Raw genomic sequence first — 14,471 nt, forward strand, 5'->3', positions numbered from 1 at the left:
TAGGCATGTCCCCACAACGCCGAAGGGCCACGAGCCGGCGCATCTCCTTGATGACGGCCGGGATATTCGCGTCAGCGGTGATCGCGTCCGGTTCGGTCTCCGCCGGAACGGCCGGGGCCGCCGCGCCCGGCAACACGCCACCGGCCGAATCCGCCTCCCCCGTCCCCGGGGTGGCACAGCCGTCGGCCGCACCCGCCGAGACCCCCGCACCGGCACCGGTCGACACGCCCGCACCCACCACGTCACCCACTCCGGCGCCCGCCCCCACAGGCGGCGTCACGGATACTCAGGCGGGCACCTCGACGTTCCCCGCGTTCGGTGCCTACCTCGACTACGGGTCGAGCGGCGTGCAGCGCATGGGACAGCTCAGCAAGTGGCTCGGCGGCTCCGAACTACGCGTCGGGCACACCTACCTGCCGGGCGACCGGTGGAGCAACATCGAGGGCGCCCCCGAATTCCTGGAGGACTGGGCGAGGTGGCGGCGCGAGCGGGACGACCGGCTCTTCGTGCTCAACGTCCCGATGCTGGAGCACAACGAGGAGCACGTCGGTGACGCGGAGGTCCGCTCGCTCCTGCGGCAGGGCGCGGCCGGCGACTTCGACGAGCACTTCCGCCGCCTCGCCCAGCGCCTCGTCGACCTGAAGGTCCCGGACACGGTGCTCGTGCCCGGCTGGGAGATGAACGGGACGACGTACACGCACCGGTGCGGGCCCGACCCAGAGGCCTGGAAGGCGTACTGGAAGCGGATCGTCACGACGATGCGGTCGGTGCCGGGGCAGAAGTTCCGCTTCGACTTCACGCCCAGCCGGGGCCTCGACGGCGTGCCCTGGACCAAGTGCTATCCGGGCAACGACGTCGTCGACGTGATCGGCATGGACGCGTACGACCAGCCCGAGGGCAAGTCGTTCTCCGAGCAGGTCTCGGAGCCGTACGGGCTTCAGGAGCACGTCGACTTCGCCAAGGCGCACAACAAGCCCATCTCGTACCCGGAGTGGGGGCTGTTCCGCAACGGGGACAACCCGGATTACATGCGGCGCATGCTCTTGTGGATCGACCGGCACAAGCCCCTCTACAACACGATCACGGACTACTGCCCGCACGGCGTCTGGCAGTGCGGCGAAAACCCCCAGGCGTCGCAGGTGTACCGCTCGATGCTCTCCGGTCGCCTGGAGGCGTCGCTACCGAAGCCCACGCAGCCCACGCAGCCCACGACACCCGAGACGCCGCCGGTCACGCCGCCGGTGACGCCGCCCAGCTGTGCGCCGCTCGAACTCGGCGACTGGGTGGAGTACTGGCTCGGCGGGAAGCTGTGCCTGCGGTTCGACTGGTGGTCGCGGCACTCCTGACGCGCCGGTGTCCCGGCCGGTGGCGGCGGGGTCGTCACGACGTGTCGCCACCCCGGGCCTTCCACGCGTGCGCCGCTCTCTTGCCGAGGCGGCGCGCCGTCACGTCGCCGACGGCGAGGGCGAGCCCCGCCGACGTGCCGGGTCGGGCCAGCACGAAACGCTGGTTGACGACGCTGTGGGGACGCCAGTGGCGCTTGTACGGCTCGTCGCCGCGCAGCAGGCTCAGGGAGCCGGACGCGCGCTCCTGGACGTACTCGCTGCACGAGCGCAGCAGCATCGTGGCGATGTCGACCTTGCGTTCGCGCAGGCCCGGATGGGCGCCGTACAGATAGCCGCCGACCAGGCACGGCGACAGGAGGGTCAGGTCGGCGGCGAGGACCGTCTCGTCGATGCGGAACTCGGTCACGACCGCGTCGCCCGACCTCGCCATGCGGGAGACCGAGCGGGTGAGGTGCTCGGAGAAGCGAGGCCTGAGGTGTTCCGTCGTCACCTTGCGGCCCTCCCACTGGAGTTGGTGCAGTTCGACCAGGCGCCGCAGCGAACCGTCGATCTCGTTCTGCGGGACGACCCGGCGCTCGATCCCGAGGGCGTCCAGCTTGCGGATCTTGGCGCGGACGCGCTGCCCGCGGGGCCCCGACAGCCGGCCCACGATGTCGTCCATCGGGACGGGCGGCAGCTCCAGGCAGAGGGAGTCGTCGAGGCGGCGTCTTGGCCCCGGCCACCGTTCGTAGAGGCGCTCGACGGCGCTTCCCGGGCGCGCCTCGCGGAAGTCGATCACATGGGTGCGGGCGAGCCGCCACAGCGCGTCGCCCAGCACGCGGGCCCCGGCGCCTTCTCCCCCACCGCCGCCATCGTCGACGAGGACGTCGCAGAAGTCGGAGATGCTCCCGCCGAGCGGCACCAGGACCGGCAGGGGCCGCCACCGCCGCATCAGCGGCGCCACGGCGACGAGCCGCCCGCCGTCACGGACCAGGACCACGCACAGGCCGCGCCCTGACCCGTACGAGAGCCACCAAGAGTGCAGCCAGGCATGGCTCTGGAACGGGGTGGCGGTGCGTGAACTGCGGTACAGCGCCTCCCACTCCTGGCCCAGCTCGCCGAACCGGACGCTGTCGGTGCACACCTCGACCGACAGGCCCCCGCCCCCGGGCCGCATCAGACTCTCCCGTGCAGATCCGCGGCCGCGGCGGGCCCGGGGACGGTCGCGTTCGTCTCCGTCCGCTCACGCCGGGGCCGGACCAGCATCACGAGCCCGCCGAGGAGGCCGCCCGCGCTGGCGCCCACGAGCGCGGTCACCCGTGGGGACGCCGAGGACGGCGAGGTGGGCTTCATCGCGCGCGAGAACTGGAGGAGCTTCACCTTGGTGCTGGCCTGCGTGAGGTTGGCGTCGGTGGTCAGCGCCCGCGCCACCGCGTTGGCCATGGCGGCGGCCTCGCGTGGCTTCGCGGACGTCGCCGACACCGCGACCATCGGCGCGTCCGGCGACGTCTCCGCCCGCACGCTGCTCTGGAGCTTCTTCACGGGAACCCCCGCCCGCGCCTGGGCGTCGCCGAGCACCGCGATCTGGGTGGCGACACGTCCGTAGGCCTGGGCGAAGCCGAGCGCGGCCGACGGGTCGGACTTCTCGTCCGGCACCGCGATCACATAGCTCGTGGCGGAGTACTGCGGCGTCTTCAGGACGCCGTACGCGCCGCCCGCGACACCGCCCAGGAGGACCCCGGCCGCGATCAGCGACCACAAGGGGAGGCGCTTCACGCGGGCGGGCGTCTGCGCGTGGGGACCGGCCGGGCCGACCCGCCGGTGAGAATCATCGGTCATCACTTACTCACTCTCGAACTCTCGGATCCGAACCGCCCAGAGCCGCCCCGTACACCCGCAGGTGCTGTTCGGCGGATCGGGCGATGCTGTAGTGGTGGGCTGCCGGGGACGGGGTGCGGCCGGAGGGGCGGGCCGCCACGATCCGCAGCGCCTGTCGTGCAAACGACTCCGGGTCGCCGGGGACGCGGACCGCCGCGGACTCCAGGTGCGGCGGCAGGTCCTCGACCGCGGGGCAGCTGACGTAGAGAACGGGCAGCCCCGAGGCGAGTGCCTCCACGACGGCGAGGCCGAACGCCTCCTCGTCCGACGGGGAGGCGAGCAGGTCCATCGCACTCATGAGGGCCGGCAGATCGGGGTCTTCGACACGGCCCGAAGGCGACGCGTAGGGGCACTCGCCGGCGAACACGACGCGGCGCACGACGCCCAGTTCCTGGGCGAGCCTGCGCAGCCGCTGCTCCTCGGGACCGTCCCCGACGAGGAGCAGCCGTACGTAGTCCGGCAGTTGGGCCAGGGCCCGCACGAGGACGTCGAAGCGCTTGCCGGGGACGAGGCGGCCGACTCCCCCGATGACGAAGTCGTCCCGGTGCAGGCCGAACACGTGGCGGGTGGCGTCGCGCAGCGCCGGGTCGTGGGCGAAGCGCTCCACGTCGATGCCGTTGGGCACGACGTGGATACGGTGCCGGGGCACCCCCCACCGCGCGAGGCGCTCGGCCACCGACGGGGAGACCGCCAGGGTGGCCCGGCCCACCCGCTCGCCCGCCAGATAGAGCGCGCGGACACCGGCGGACAGCGGGCGCCCCTCCATCCGGCTCTTGCCCAGCGAGTGCTCGGTGGCGACCACGGCGCGGACCCCGGCGAGGCGCGCGGCGAACCGGCCGTAGACGCAGGCGCGGTACAGGTGCGTGTGCACGAGGTCGTAGCGTCCGTCGCGTACGAACCTGGTGAGCCTGGGCAGCGCGCCCAGGTCGCGGTTCCCGGTCATGCCGAGGTGCACGACGCGGACGCCGTCGGCGGTCAGGCCGCGGGCGACCGTGCCCGGGTCGGTCAGGGTCACCACGTCGCTGTGGACGGGCAGATGGCGCAGCAGGAGCCGCAGCTGCTGTTCGGCTCCCCCGGTGCCGAGGCCCGTGATGACGTGCAGGGTCCTCACGGACGGGCCTCCGGCGCGGTGGACGGGCGGCGGCGCAGGCGGTGCAGGCGCAGCTTCAGTTCGAGGCGCCAGGCCGCGTCCTCCTGGCCGACGTGGACGCGCGGCAGGGCGAATTCGCCGGTGAGGCCGCCCGGCGAGATGGCACAGGCGTAGCGGTATCCGGCATGACGGACGGCGTCCGCGACACGGCGGTCGACGGTGCCGTAGGGGTAGCAGAAGCCGGGGACCTCGCGTCCGGTGAGTTCCTCCAGGCGTCTTCGGCTGTCCTCGGTCTCCGCGCGCAGGACGCGGTCGTCGACATGGGTGAGGTCGACGTGCGTCAGGCCGTGCGAGCCGATCTCGATGCCCGCGGACGCGGCGGACCGGATGCCGCGTTCCGACAGGAGCGGCTTGCGCGGGCCCAGCGGGTCCCACTCGTTGACGCCGTCGAGGCGTCCGGGCAGGACGAACAGGGTGGCGCCACAGCCGTAGTGCCGCAGCAGCGGCAGGGCGTTGTCGACGAAGTCGCAGTAGCCGTCGTCGAAAGTGAGCCCCACCAGGCCGCGGTCCGTGCCGAGCGCGCGGGCCTCCAGGAGCGCCGCCATGCCCACCCCGCGCAGCCCGCGCCTGCGCAGCCGGCGGAGCTGTTCCTGGAGGCGCTCGGGGGAGACGGTGATGCGGTACGGGTCGTCGCGGCAGTCGTCCACGGAGTGGTACATGGCGACCCACATCGGCGCGTCCGGGAGCAGCCGGCGGGCGCGGTCCGGGAGCCGCGGCCGGGAGCGCGGAACGCCTCCTGTCCCGGTGCGTCCTGTGTCAACGGGCATGCCGGAGCCTCCTGGTCGCGGAGCGGACAACGGGAACGAGGGGCGCGAGGGACTCGGCCCTCAGCGCCCACAGGAGGACGACGAACACGGCCGTCACGGCGAGACACCCGGCGGCGGCCGCCGCGAGCGGCGACGTGAAGGAGGCGGCGGCCATCAGCCCCGCCACGGTCGCGCCCGCGGCGGCGAGCAGCGGCTTGCCCATCTCGGCCAGGACCCTGGAGACGTCGACCGGGACGCTGCGCCGGTCCATCGCGGCGAGGAGGAGTACGGCGGTGAGAGTGATGCCGAACGCGTTGGCGCCGGCGATGCCCCGAACGCCCCACAGGTCGACCGCCCAGGAGCCCACGCCGGCGGTGGCGCCCATGCCCACGGCCATCGCGCCCACCGGGTACCAGGTGGGGCGGCCCGCCGAGAAGTAGGAACGGACCAGGGCGCCCACCATGGAGTGGCCGAGGAGGCCGAGTGCGTAGACGCGCATGACGGACGCCGTGGCGGCGGTGTCGTCGGCGGTGAACGCGCCGCGCTGGAACAGGACATGGATGATCTGCGGGGCGCAGGCGAAGATCGCGGCGGCGCCGAGGAGGACCACGCAGGCGGCGAGGCCGAGGTCACGCTCGACGCGGGCGCGGGCCGCCGCGATGTCGCCGCGCGCGACCGCCTGCGCCACGACCGGGAACGTGACGGTGCACAGCATCAGGGAGAGCACCATCGGCAACTGGGACACCTTCTGCGCGTAGTTCAGGTGCGAGATGGAGCCCTCGGCGAGCGACGAGGCGAGGAAGCGCTCGATGAACACCTGCGACTGCTTGCACAGAGCGAACGTCAGGACGGCGGCGATGAGCCCGAGGTGCACGGCCCGCCCCTGGGCCGCGGCCTCGTCCCCGGCCTCACCCGCGAGCCTCTCGGCGGCCTTCGCGGAGATCAACCTCCGGTGGAACGCGGGCAGTTGGATCGCCACCATCAGACAGCCGCCGACGGCCACACCCATCGCGGCGGACCGCACACCGAAGCGCGTCCCGCATACGAGCATCGTGGCGATGATGCCGATGTTGTACGCGACGTAGATCGCGGCGGGTGACAGATAGCAGCCGTGGGCCCGCAGCGCCGCGCTGCAGTATCCGGTCAGGCCGAACGTGAGGGCGCAGGTGGCGGTCAACCGTGTGCAGTCGACGGCCAGTCGGGGGTCCGGCAGGCCGGGCGCCAGGACGTGCACGACGAAGGGGGCGCCGGCGATGAGCAGCACGGCCGCGGCCAGGAACGCGAGGCCGAAGCGGGGCAGTGACGACGAGAGGAGGGACCGTACGGGATCGGTTCCTCTGGCCTGCGCGCGGCGGGCGACGGCCGCGCTGAACGCGGGCACGAGCACGAACGCCAGGCCGTCCTCGATGAGGAGCGTGGAGGCGAACTCCGGGACCGTCCAGGCGACCAGGAACGCGTCGGTCTCGCTGCCCGCGCCGAAGAGGTGCGCGAGGGACTGGTCACGGCCGAGACCGAGGATCGCCCCTGCGGCCGAGAGGAGGGCCGTGAGCAGCGCGGCCCGCGCGAGGCGGCTGTTCGACGCTCCGGACTCGGGGGCGGGCGGCTCGGTCCGGAACTGGGCGGGCAGGCCCAAGGCCGTCCGGGTGTCGCCGTCCGCGGTGGGGATGGTCACGGCGTCGCCGCCTCCTTGAGGGGCGCCTGCGGCGCCAGGCCCCACCAGGCGACGAGGCCGATAACAAGGGCGGTCAGGACGGTCGACGGACCGCCGATGTCGGCGTACACGAAGTCCACGAGCTGCCAGCCGAGCAGACCGCACGCGATGAGGCCGCAGTCCGGGGCGGGCCGGGTGCGCGCGCCGCGGCCGAGGCGGCGCAGGGCGAGCAGCAGCAGCGCGACCCAGCCACCCGCGAGGGCGACCAGGCCGATCAGGCCCTGCTCGCTGAGGATCAGCAGGTACATGTTGTGCGGGGACAGCAGCGGCTGGCGCTTGAACGCGGCGCCCGCGCCCGCCGTGTCGCTGCCCGAGGAGAGCGCGAGCGAGGCGTGGCTGTCGCGTTGGGCGGCGAACCCCTTGAGGCCGACGCCCGTCGCCGGGTGCTCGCTCCACATGTCGACCGCCGCGGCCCACATCGTGTACCGGTCCATGACGGACTGGTCTGGGGCGTCGGTGACCTGCGTGATGCTGCTCATGCGCTCCTGGAGCATCTGCGTCCCGACGCCGAAGCCGCCCACCAGGACGACGACGGCCGCGGCGGTGACGGCGAACAGGCGGACGGCGCGCCGCACCCCGGCGAGCAGCACCTGCGCGCCGCAGGCCACGACGGTCGCGATCCACGCGCCCCGGCTGAAGGACAGGGCGAGCGGCAGGAGCAGCGCGAGCGCGCACAGCAGGGCGGGCGCGCGCTGGGCGGCGGTGCGGGCGCCGAGGGCCAGGCCTACGGCGGCCACGAGCCCGTACGACACCACCGTCGCCATTCCCATGACGTCCGTGGGGCCGAAGGTGCCGACGGCGCGGATGTCCTCGCCCATGTACGAGGCGCCGGTCCCGGTCAGGTACTGGTGGATGCCGATGCCGCCCTGCCACAGCGCGAGCCCCACGAACGACCAGGCGAGCAGCCGGAAGTCGCGGCGGTCGCGGACCAGGACCAGGACGGACACGGGGACGAGGACGAAGATCTGGCAGTAGCGGACCATGCCGACGAGCGCGGCCGACGGCGAGTCGGCGCCCGCTGCGGCGACGGCGATCCCGAGGACGGGCATCCCGAGGATGATCGCGGCGGTACGTGTCAGGGGGCGCTCGGCGCGGCGCAGGGAGACGGCCACGCAGACGGCGACGACCAGGCCGGAGACCGCGTCGGAGAGGCTGCCGCCGCCGGATCCCGCCGAGCCGGGCGTCAGCGGCAGGCCGAGCACGGCGACCATGAGGAGGACGGGGAGCACGGGCGCGTACCGGCCGAGGACGGCGACGAGCGCGGCGGCCGGAGCGGGCCGCGCACCCGTCGGGCCTGGAGCCGTACGCAGTCCGGCATCCGCGGGAGAGGCAGTCACCCGGTCAACTCCCTGTGGAACGTAGAAGGGCGGCCGCGGTACGAACCAGGATGCTGATGTCCTGCCACAGCGACCAGCTGTCGATGTACGCGTTGTCGAAGCGGGCGCGGTCCTCGATGGAGGTGTCGCCGCGCAGGCCGTGGATCTGGGCGAGGCCGGTGATGCCGGTCGGCATGCGGTGCCGCTCGGCGTATCCGGGGTGGGCCTGGCTGAACCGCATGACGAAGTAAGGGCGTTCGGGGCGCGGGCCGACGAGGCTCATGTCGCCGCGGAACACGTTCCACAGCTGGAGCAGCTCGTCCAGGGAGGTGCGCCGCAGGAACCGGCAGAACCACGCCATGCGGTTCTCGTCCGCGACGCTCCACCGGGTGGCGGACTCCATCGCGTCGCTCGGGCGGTGCGTACGGAACTTCAGCAGCGTGAAGAGCTTCCCGTCCTTCCCCACGCGCTCCTGCCGGAAGACGACGCCGGGCCCCTCGGCCAGGCGCAGCCACACGGCGCACACCAGCAGGACCGGGCTGGTCAGGACGAGAAGGGTGCCGGAGACGACGAGGTCGAGCGCGCGCTTGCCGGCGCTGCCGCGGCGGCGGGCGGGCGGCCGCGGACGGTAGCGGAACCCCGCGAGGTGCCGGGTCGCGTCACCGGAGCGCGCCGGGTACGGGGCGGCCGACGGGTCGAACTCCCAGACGCCGCAGCCGTATTCGCCGAGCACCGCCAGCCAGGCCGCCCGGTCGTGCGCCGCCCCCTCCAGAAGGAGCGCCCGCCGCACCCCGTTCTGGATGATCGCGCGGTGCAGTTCGTCGGCCGTGCCGAGGACGGGCAGGTCGGGCCCGTCCTGGTCGGGCGGGTGTTCGCGCTCCTTGTCCGCCAGGATGCCGACCGGGCGCACGCCCGACCGCGGGTGGCGCAGCAGGGCGGCGGCGACCGGCCGGGCGAGGGTCTCGGGGCCGATGAGGAGGGTCGGGCAGGGACGGCGCGCGGCGGCCTCGCGACGCCGCCAGTAGACGAGGCCGCGGCCCGCGCCCGCGAGGAGGCCGTGCAGGGCGGCGCCCGCCGCGAGCGTGCCGGCGGGCAGCGGATCGAGCTTCGGGAACCCGGCGAGGGCGGCCGCCATGACACACCAGATCACCACGACGCGGCCGCCGATCGCGGGCCAGTCGTCGAGCAGGAGACGGGGCGCGTCGCCGCGGTAGAGGCCCGCGCGCGCGTTCGCCGCCGCGACACCGGCGGCCAGCGCGATCACGAGCAGGGGGTGGCGCTGGACCGGCGCGATCACGAGGGTGCTCAGTACGGCGGCCGTACCGTCCGCCGCGAGGAGGGACGTGCAGGAGAGATGCCGCGCGGCCGTGCGTCTGCCCTCCGGTGACGGGCGGCCACCCGCCTCGGCGCGTGGCGGGACGACCGAGGCGATGAGGGTGCTCGGTGCAGTGGCGCGTGGCTGCCCCGCGGGGGAGGCAACGGTACGTTCCGCGGTCACGTGTTGATGGGCTCCCTGCACTCGGTGGGCTCCGCGCCCAGTAGTTCGCGGTACACGTCTGCGACCGCGTCGGCGGTGCGCCGCACGTCGTGGTGCGCCCGCGCGTGCCGTAGGGCAAGGCCGCCGAGCGCGCCGAGCCGGTGGGGGTCACGCAGCAGACCGGTCAGCGTGCGGGCGAGCGCGGCGGGGTCGTCCGGCGGTACGACGCAGTCGGACGCGAGGCCGGCGGGCAGGCTCTCGCGGGCGCCGTCCACGTCGGTGACGACGACGGGCCGCCCGCAGGCCATGGCCTCCAGGGGCGCGAGCGCCATGCCCTCCCAGCGGGACGGCAGCACCACGAGGTCGGCCTGCCGGTACCAGGGCACGGGGTCGTCGGCCCCCACGAACCGCACGGAGGCGGTGGCCTGCCGGCGCAGCGCCGCCGCGTCCGGCCCGTCCCCGACCAGCACGAGCCGCGCCCGCGGGAACCTCTCCTGCACGAGGGGCCAGGCGCGCACCAGGACGTCCTGGCCCTTCTGGCGGCAGATGCGCCCGACGCAGACCACCAGCGGATCGGCGGTGGCCTCGCGCGGTTCGGGGGCGGGCACGAAGCGGGTGAGGTCCACGCCGTTGGGGATGACGTCCCAGCGTGCGGTGATCCCGGCACGCTCGCCCGTCGCGCGCTCCGCCTCGCTGACGCAGACGACCCGGGAGGCCCAGCGCGCGCCCCGGCGCTCCCACTCGAGGGCGAGCCGGGCGGTGGGGCCGTCGACCGCCTCGAAGGACCAGGCGTGCGGCTGGAACACGGTGGGGACCCGGCCGCGCACGGCGAGGCGGGCGGCGAGTCCGGCCTTGGCGCTGTGCGCGTGGACGAGGGTCGGCCGCACCTGCGCCACGAGCCGTGCCAGGCCACGGACTTCGCGGGCGATGCCGGGCCCGGGGGAGCGGGTCGCCTGCCACGGCAGGACGTCACAGCCGATGCGGCGCAGCGACCCGGCCAGAGGCCCGTCGGGCGGGCAGGCCACGCTGATCCGCATGCCCGCGGAGAGCTGTGCCTCGGTCAGATCACGGACGACGCGGGCCACTCCGCCGTCGACGGGCTGGGTGACATGGAGGACACGCGGTCGAGGGGGTGTCGCTGTCGGTTGCATGCGCGTTTCCCTTCGTGATGGAGGAGGGAAACGCGCTAGGGCCTGGCGTCGACCGCTGCGAAGAGCACGCCGATCCAGGCCGTGTCCCGCCACGATGTCATCCGGAGATCGAGCCCCGACCCCCGCTTCCTGATGTTCCGGCCGAGCGCGAAGACGTCCGAGTCGTAGCCGAGGGTGTTGGCGTACGCGGGGACCCTTCGCGGCTGCGCGCGTCCCGGTTCACTGATGTTCGAATTGAGCACGTCGTCGGCCGGGTCGGCCGCGTTCCCGAGCGTGACGAGCCGGGCCCGGCGCCCCGGGGAGACACTCGGCGCGTCACCCTTGACGCCCCGGACGCCGTTGTACGCGACCATGCCGACGCGCCCGTTCGCCCCACCCGAACGGGCCACGGGGCACGACACCTTGGCCGCTGCGGCCGCAGGACGGCAGCTGATCGCCGCGTTGGCCGCCCGGACCACTCCGCCGTGCTGAAGCGCCCGGTAGCGCTGGGTGGAATCGATGCTTTCCGCCTCCCGCGCGGGCGCCGCGGCCGCGGCGCCACACGTCGCGGAATGCGCGGCAAGAGAAAAGACGCCCACCGCCGTACGGCGCAGGAGCGAGCCCCGGTGATGACGCATGACCGATTCCCTTTCAAGGACAAAGAGCTTCTGAATCACGGAATGAGGATGCGAAAGTCACATCGGACGGGAAGCACTTCTGCGCCCCGCCTCGCCGGGCTGGGAGGTGAGTCACTGTAGCGACAGATGAGTATTTATCTGTGAAACCCGACATGTGTGTCGGAATGGTGAAAGAGGTGAAGTCTCCGCCGTGCAGTCACTCGATCGGGGCCGCAACCCCGCACGGGTGGCGCGCGTTGATCCACGAGCCGGGCGCCTGCCCCGGAGACGTATCGACCGACCGAGGAGCACTTCCCCATGTCGCGTACCGCGAAGGCCTTTGTCTTTTCCACCGTCGCCGCCGCCGCCCTGGCCGGCTCCGCCGGCGTCGCCGCCGCCAGCAGTGACGCGCAGGGTGCCGCCACCCACTCCCCCGGCGTGGTCTCGGGCAACACCGTCCAGGTCCCCGTCCACGTCCCCGTGAACGTCTGCGGCGACACGGTCAGCGTGATCGGCCTGCTGAACCCGACGTTCGGCAGCCACTGCGCCAACTGATCCGGTTCCCCCGGACCCTTCCGCGGCCGCCCCGTTCGGGGCGGCCGTTCTTGCGTTCGTTGCGCCGTATGGGGGGAGGGCCCCGCAGACACCCGAACGGGCGCCCCACCTGGCACGACACGCCGAGAGACGAAGGTGATCGCGCAGGGCGTGTCGCCGTTCGGTTGCGTAGTGCGATCAGTCATCCCACGGTGGTCACAAGATCAGACAGACACCACCGAAAGGGAACACACATGCCCCATCAGCCCGTACGGCGCATTGCTACCACCGCTCTTTGCGCGACGATCCTCCTCGGCACCGCCGCTCCCGCGATAGCCACCGAAAGCGACCCGGGAAGCTCCAGCGGCGTCGAGGCACTGCGCGCACCGGTTCCCGGAGCGGATGCGCTGCTGGGCCAGGTAGGCGCGCTCGGCAGTATGAGTTCCGTCGTGACACCGGTCACGGACCTGCTCACCGAGGTCCTCAAGGCCGACGACGGAAAGCTGTCCGCCGAGGCGGCACAGAAGCACGCGGACGCGATCAAGGCGGCCATCGACGCCGCCAAGGCCACCGTCCCCGCAACCCCCGCAACCCCCGCAACACCGAAGTCGGCCACCCCCGACGACGCCAAGGCGGCCCGGAAGGACGTGAAGGGCGACGCCCTGACCGCGCTCCAGACCGCCGTCGACGCGCTGCTCAAGGCGTCGACCGCGGGTGACGTCGCGGGCGTCGCCACCGCGGCCACGAACGTCGTCACCGGCCTGGTGAACCTGCTCGCGGCCACCCTGCTCGGCGCCGGGCTGCCCGCGCCGACGCTGCCCGGCCTGCCCAAGCTCCCCACACTTCCGTCGACCGGACTCCCGCTCCCGTCCACGGCATCCCTGCCGTCCACCTCCACGCTCCCGAAGACGCCGGTGCTCCCCCAGACTCCCGCCCTGTCCAACTGACGGGGGCGCGCCCGTAGCGAAGCGGGCACCCACACCCACCCGCCGCGCCGGTCCCGTACCGGCTCGGCGGGCTTTTCACGTCCCGGCCGTGCCTGATCGGGCGCCCCGCGCCGACCATTCACCTCTTCCTAAATCTCATATGAGAACTCCACGGCCCTTCATTCGAGTGGGTTCGGCAAATCCCCTGACCTCAGAGTTTCCGTTGCCGGGGACACTCGTTGGATATTCCGTCGCTGGTGACAAATCGTCACCCCAAGGAAGGAACATGATGAAGCCCCTGAAGGCCGCCGTCGTCGTCGCCGGATCCATGGTCATCGCCGGTGCGGCCGCACCCGCGTTCGCCTCCGACCTCACGCCGACGAGCCTCAACGGCGCGATCGACACCCTGAGCCGCCAATCGGTGCTCGACGCCCAGCCGCTGCACACCAACATGCTCGACACGGAGCGGAGCGGCTCGGTCCTCAACACGGTGCAGAACACGGCGGACAACGTGAACGACGCCGGCGCGGGCGCCCCGGCCGGACTTCTCGGCGGCCTTCCCCTCGGCAAGTAGCGGGCTGCGCGGGCCCGTTCCTGCAACCCGCCGCACAACCAGCTTCATAGCCGCAAAAACCCCTATCGGGAAGGTCTCAGTGATGAACACTGCCAAGAACGTCGTCGGGAACACCGTCAACGGCATCGCCGGCCTCAACCCGGTCTTCGGCAACAGCGGCCACAACGGCTGACGCACCCTTTCGCGCACTCTTCGCGCGAAGCGGCACACAGGCCGACAAGAGGCTGGTCCCACCGCACCGAGCTGCCCCGGACCGGTCTCTGGGCATGTCCGGCGCAGCCCCAATTCTCGTTCGAGTGGGGGCCGTTCCCCCAAGCGGGTGAAAGGTCGCCGGGGCGCCCATCGAGCGTGACTACGCTGCCGTGGTGACTTCAACGCCGACTGAGAACCGCGCCTTCCGCGCCATCGATCTGGGCACCCTCGCCGTCATCGCGTGGAGCGGTGAACACCCGGACGAGGCAGGGGACATGCCCTTCCTGCTGGCCTACTCCCTGGGGGACGGCGCGGGCGGGCAGGAGGCGTCGACCGAGGCGGTACGGGCCCTGCTGGAGAACAACGGCCTGCCGGTCGGCAAGGTCGTGGACGCCACGGGCAAGCCCGGCTTCCCCGTCTCGCTGCTCGTCGAGGCCGGCCAGGCCGTCGTCAACATGCCGTATCTCAACGCCCAGTGCGTCGCGCCCCCCGAGTGGCTGGCCGCCGCGGCCGAACGCGGTTACGCGTACTTCGTGTTCACCACGCGCCCCTGGACCTCGGCGGTGCCCGGCAGCCCGGTCGCCGAGGAGGATCTCGCCTCGTTCGCGGGCGACGAGGCGACGCTGACCGGCGCGGCCCACTGCCTGCTCCCCGTACGCAAGCTGCGCGTCTGACCAGAAGGAAGTGGCCCATGGGACCCACGAACACCGAGGGCCACTCGGCCCGGATGCCGCGGCAGTCCGACCCAACTCGGCAGGGTGACAGCTCGATTGAGTCGTCGCGTGCCGCCCTGGAGTCCCGTTCCCTGGGTTTCGCGCTGCTTCTGGTGATCACCGGTGCGGCGGGGCTGCTCGCGGCGTGGGTCATCACGATCGACAAGTTCAAGCTGCTCGAG

General features: G+C 72.8%; 14 protein-coding genes and 1 pseudogene. 6 read left to right on the forward strand and 9 right to left on the reverse strand.

Translation table 11 applies throughout. The features are described from left to right. Positions 1 to 5: 5 nt before the first annotated feature. Complete coding sequence (locus ACWFR4_RS29475) at positions 6 to 1,346, forward strand: glycoside hydrolase family 26 protein (RefSeq protein WP_453655369.1); 1,341 nt, start codon at positions 6 to 8, stop codon at positions 1,344 to 1,346. 34 nt (positions 1,347 to 1,380) lie between these two features. Here ACWFR4_RS29475 and ACWFR4_RS29480 read toward each other — a convergent pair whose 3' ends face one another. From ACWFR4_RS29480 to ACWFR4_RS29520, 9 genes are all read right to left on the reverse strand, one after another. Continuing rightward, positions 1,381 to 2,502, reverse strand: a complete 1,122-nt coding sequence (locus ACWFR4_RS29480; protein WP_453655370.1) for a GNAT family N-acetyltransferase — start codon at positions 2,500 to 2,502, stop codon at positions 1,381 to 1,383. Beyond that, complete coding sequence (locus ACWFR4_RS29485; protein ID WP_453466954.1) at positions 2,502 to 3,164, reverse strand: lipopolysaccharide biosynthesis protein; 663 nt, start codon at positions 3,162 to 3,164, stop codon at positions 2,502 to 2,504. The genes ACWFR4_RS29480 and ACWFR4_RS29485 overlap by 1 nt, the downstream gene beginning before the upstream one ends. A gap of 7 nt (positions 3,165 to 3,171) precedes the next feature. Continuing rightward, entirely contained in the window at positions 3,172 to 4,314 is a 1,143-nt protein-coding gene (locus tag ACWFR4_RS29490; protein WP_453655371.1) for a glycosyltransferase, read from the reverse strand. Then, entirely contained in the window at positions 4,311 to 5,012 is a 702-nt protein-coding gene (locus ACWFR4_RS29495; RefSeq protein ID WP_453466972.1) for a polysaccharide deacetylase family protein, read from the reverse strand. The genes ACWFR4_RS29490 and ACWFR4_RS29495 overlap by 4 nt, the downstream gene beginning before the upstream one ends. Positions 5,013 to 5,109: 97 nt before the next feature. Beyond that, on the reverse strand, positions 5,110 to 6,771 hold the full coding sequence (gene murJ / locus ACWFR4_RS29500; RefSeq protein ID WP_453655372.1) for a murein biosynthesis integral membrane protein MurJ: 1,662 nt from the start codon (positions 6,769 to 6,771) through the stop codon (positions 5,110 to 5,112). Beyond that, complete coding sequence (locus tag ACWFR4_RS29505; RefSeq protein WP_453655373.1) at positions 6,768 to 8,147, reverse strand: O-antigen ligase family protein; 1,380 nt, start codon at positions 8,145 to 8,147, stop codon at positions 6,768 to 6,770. The genes murJ and ACWFR4_RS29505 overlap by 4 nt, the downstream gene beginning before the upstream one ends. 4 nt (positions 8,148 to 8,151) lie before the next feature. Further along, on the reverse strand, positions 8,152 to 9,624 hold the full coding sequence (locus tag ACWFR4_RS29510; protein WP_453655374.1) for an exopolysaccharide biosynthesis polyprenyl glycosylphosphotransferase: 1,473 nt from the start codon (positions 9,622 to 9,624) through the stop codon (positions 8,152 to 8,154). Further along, on the reverse strand, positions 9,621 to 10,754 hold the full coding sequence (locus tag ACWFR4_RS29515) for a glycosyltransferase family 4 protein (protein WP_453466962.1): 1,134 nt from the start codon (positions 10,752 to 10,754) through the stop codon (positions 9,621 to 9,623). The genes ACWFR4_RS29510 and ACWFR4_RS29515 overlap by 4 nt, the downstream gene beginning before the upstream one ends. 35 nt (positions 10,755 to 10,789) lie before the next feature. Next, positions 10,790 to 11,371 (reverse strand): hypothetical protein, encoded by a 582-nt coding sequence (locus tag ACWFR4_RS29520; protein ID WP_453655375.1) that lies wholly within the window; start codon positions 11,369 to 11,371, stop codon positions 10,790 to 10,792. A gap of 297 nt (positions 11,372 to 11,668) precedes the next feature. Here ACWFR4_RS29520 and ACWFR4_RS29525 point away from each other — a divergent pair, with 297 nt between their 5' ends. From ACWFR4_RS29525 to ACWFR4_RS29545, 5 genes and pseudogenes are all read left to right on the forward strand, one after another. Beyond that, the gene (locus ACWFR4_RS29525; RefSeq protein ID WP_453466966.1) at positions 11,669 to 11,905 is read left to right on the forward strand and encodes a chaplin; all 237 of its coding nucleotides are present in this window, start codon (positions 11,669 to 11,671) and stop codon (positions 11,903 to 11,905) included. Positions 11,906 to 12,138: 233 nt separating this feature from the next. Further along, the gene (locus ACWFR4_RS29530; protein WP_453655376.1) at positions 12,139 to 12,831 is read left to right on the forward strand and encodes a hypothetical protein; all 693 of its coding nucleotides are present in this window, start codon (positions 12,139 to 12,141) and stop codon (positions 12,829 to 12,831) included. Between the two features lie 268 nt (positions 12,832 to 13,099). Next, positions 13,100 to 13,384 (forward strand): hypothetical protein, encoded by a 285-nt coding sequence (locus ACWFR4_RS29535; RefSeq protein WP_453466976.1) that lies wholly within the window; start codon positions 13,100 to 13,102, stop codon positions 13,382 to 13,384. A 365-nt stretch (positions 13,385 to 13,749) separates the two neighbouring features. Then, positions 13,750 to 14,250, forward strand: coding sequence for a DUF5949 family protein (locus tag ACWFR4_RS29540; protein ID WP_453466970.1), 501 nt, complete (start codon positions 13,750 to 13,752; stop codon positions 14,248 to 14,250). Positions 14,251 to 14,303: 53 nt separating this feature from the next. Then, a pseudogene (locus ACWFR4_RS29545) lies at positions 14,304 to 14,471 on the forward strand (vitamin K epoxide reductase family protein); the annotation flags it as partial.

The organism is Streptomyces sp. NPDC055140 (genome assembly GCF_053607285.1).

Bases quoted from the DNA above. Each gene is read 5' to 3' on its own strand.
- ACWFR4_RS29480 (WP_453655370.1), bottom strand. From the start codon at position 2,502: ATGCGGCCCGGGGGCGGGGGCCTGTCGGTCGAGGTGTGCACCGACAGC.
- ACWFR4_RS29495 (WP_453466972.1), bottom strand. From the start codon at position 5,012: ATGTACCACTCCGTGGACGACTGCCGCGACGACCCGTACCGCATCACC.
- ACWFR4_RS29535 (WP_453466976.1), top strand. From the start codon at position 13,100: ATGAAGCCCCTGAAGGCCGCCGTCGTCGTCGCCGGATCCATGGTCATC.
- ACWFR4_RS29520 (WP_453655375.1), bottom strand. From the start codon at position 11,371: ATGCGTCATCACCGGGGCTCGCTCCTGCGCCGTACGGCGGTGGGCGTC.
- ACWFR4_RS29485 (WP_453466954.1), bottom strand. From the start codon at position 3,164: ATGACCGATGATTCTCACCGGCGGGTCGGCCCGGCCGGTCCCCACGCG.
- ACWFR4_RS29475 (WP_453655369.1), top strand. From the start codon at position 6: ATGTCCCCACAACGCCGAAGGGCCACGAGCCGGCGCATCTCCTTGATG.
- ACWFR4_RS29525 (WP_453466966.1), top strand. From the start codon at position 11,669: ATGTCGCGTACCGCGAAGGCCTTTGTCTTTTCCACCGTCGCCGCCGCC.
- ACWFR4_RS29515 (WP_453466962.1), bottom strand. From the start codon at position 10,754: ATGCAACCGACAGCGACACCCCCTCGACCGCGTGTCCTCCATGTCACC.
- ACWFR4_RS29530 (WP_453655376.1), top strand. From the start codon at position 12,139: ATGCCCCATCAGCCCGTACGGCGCATTGCTACCACCGCTCTTTGCGCG.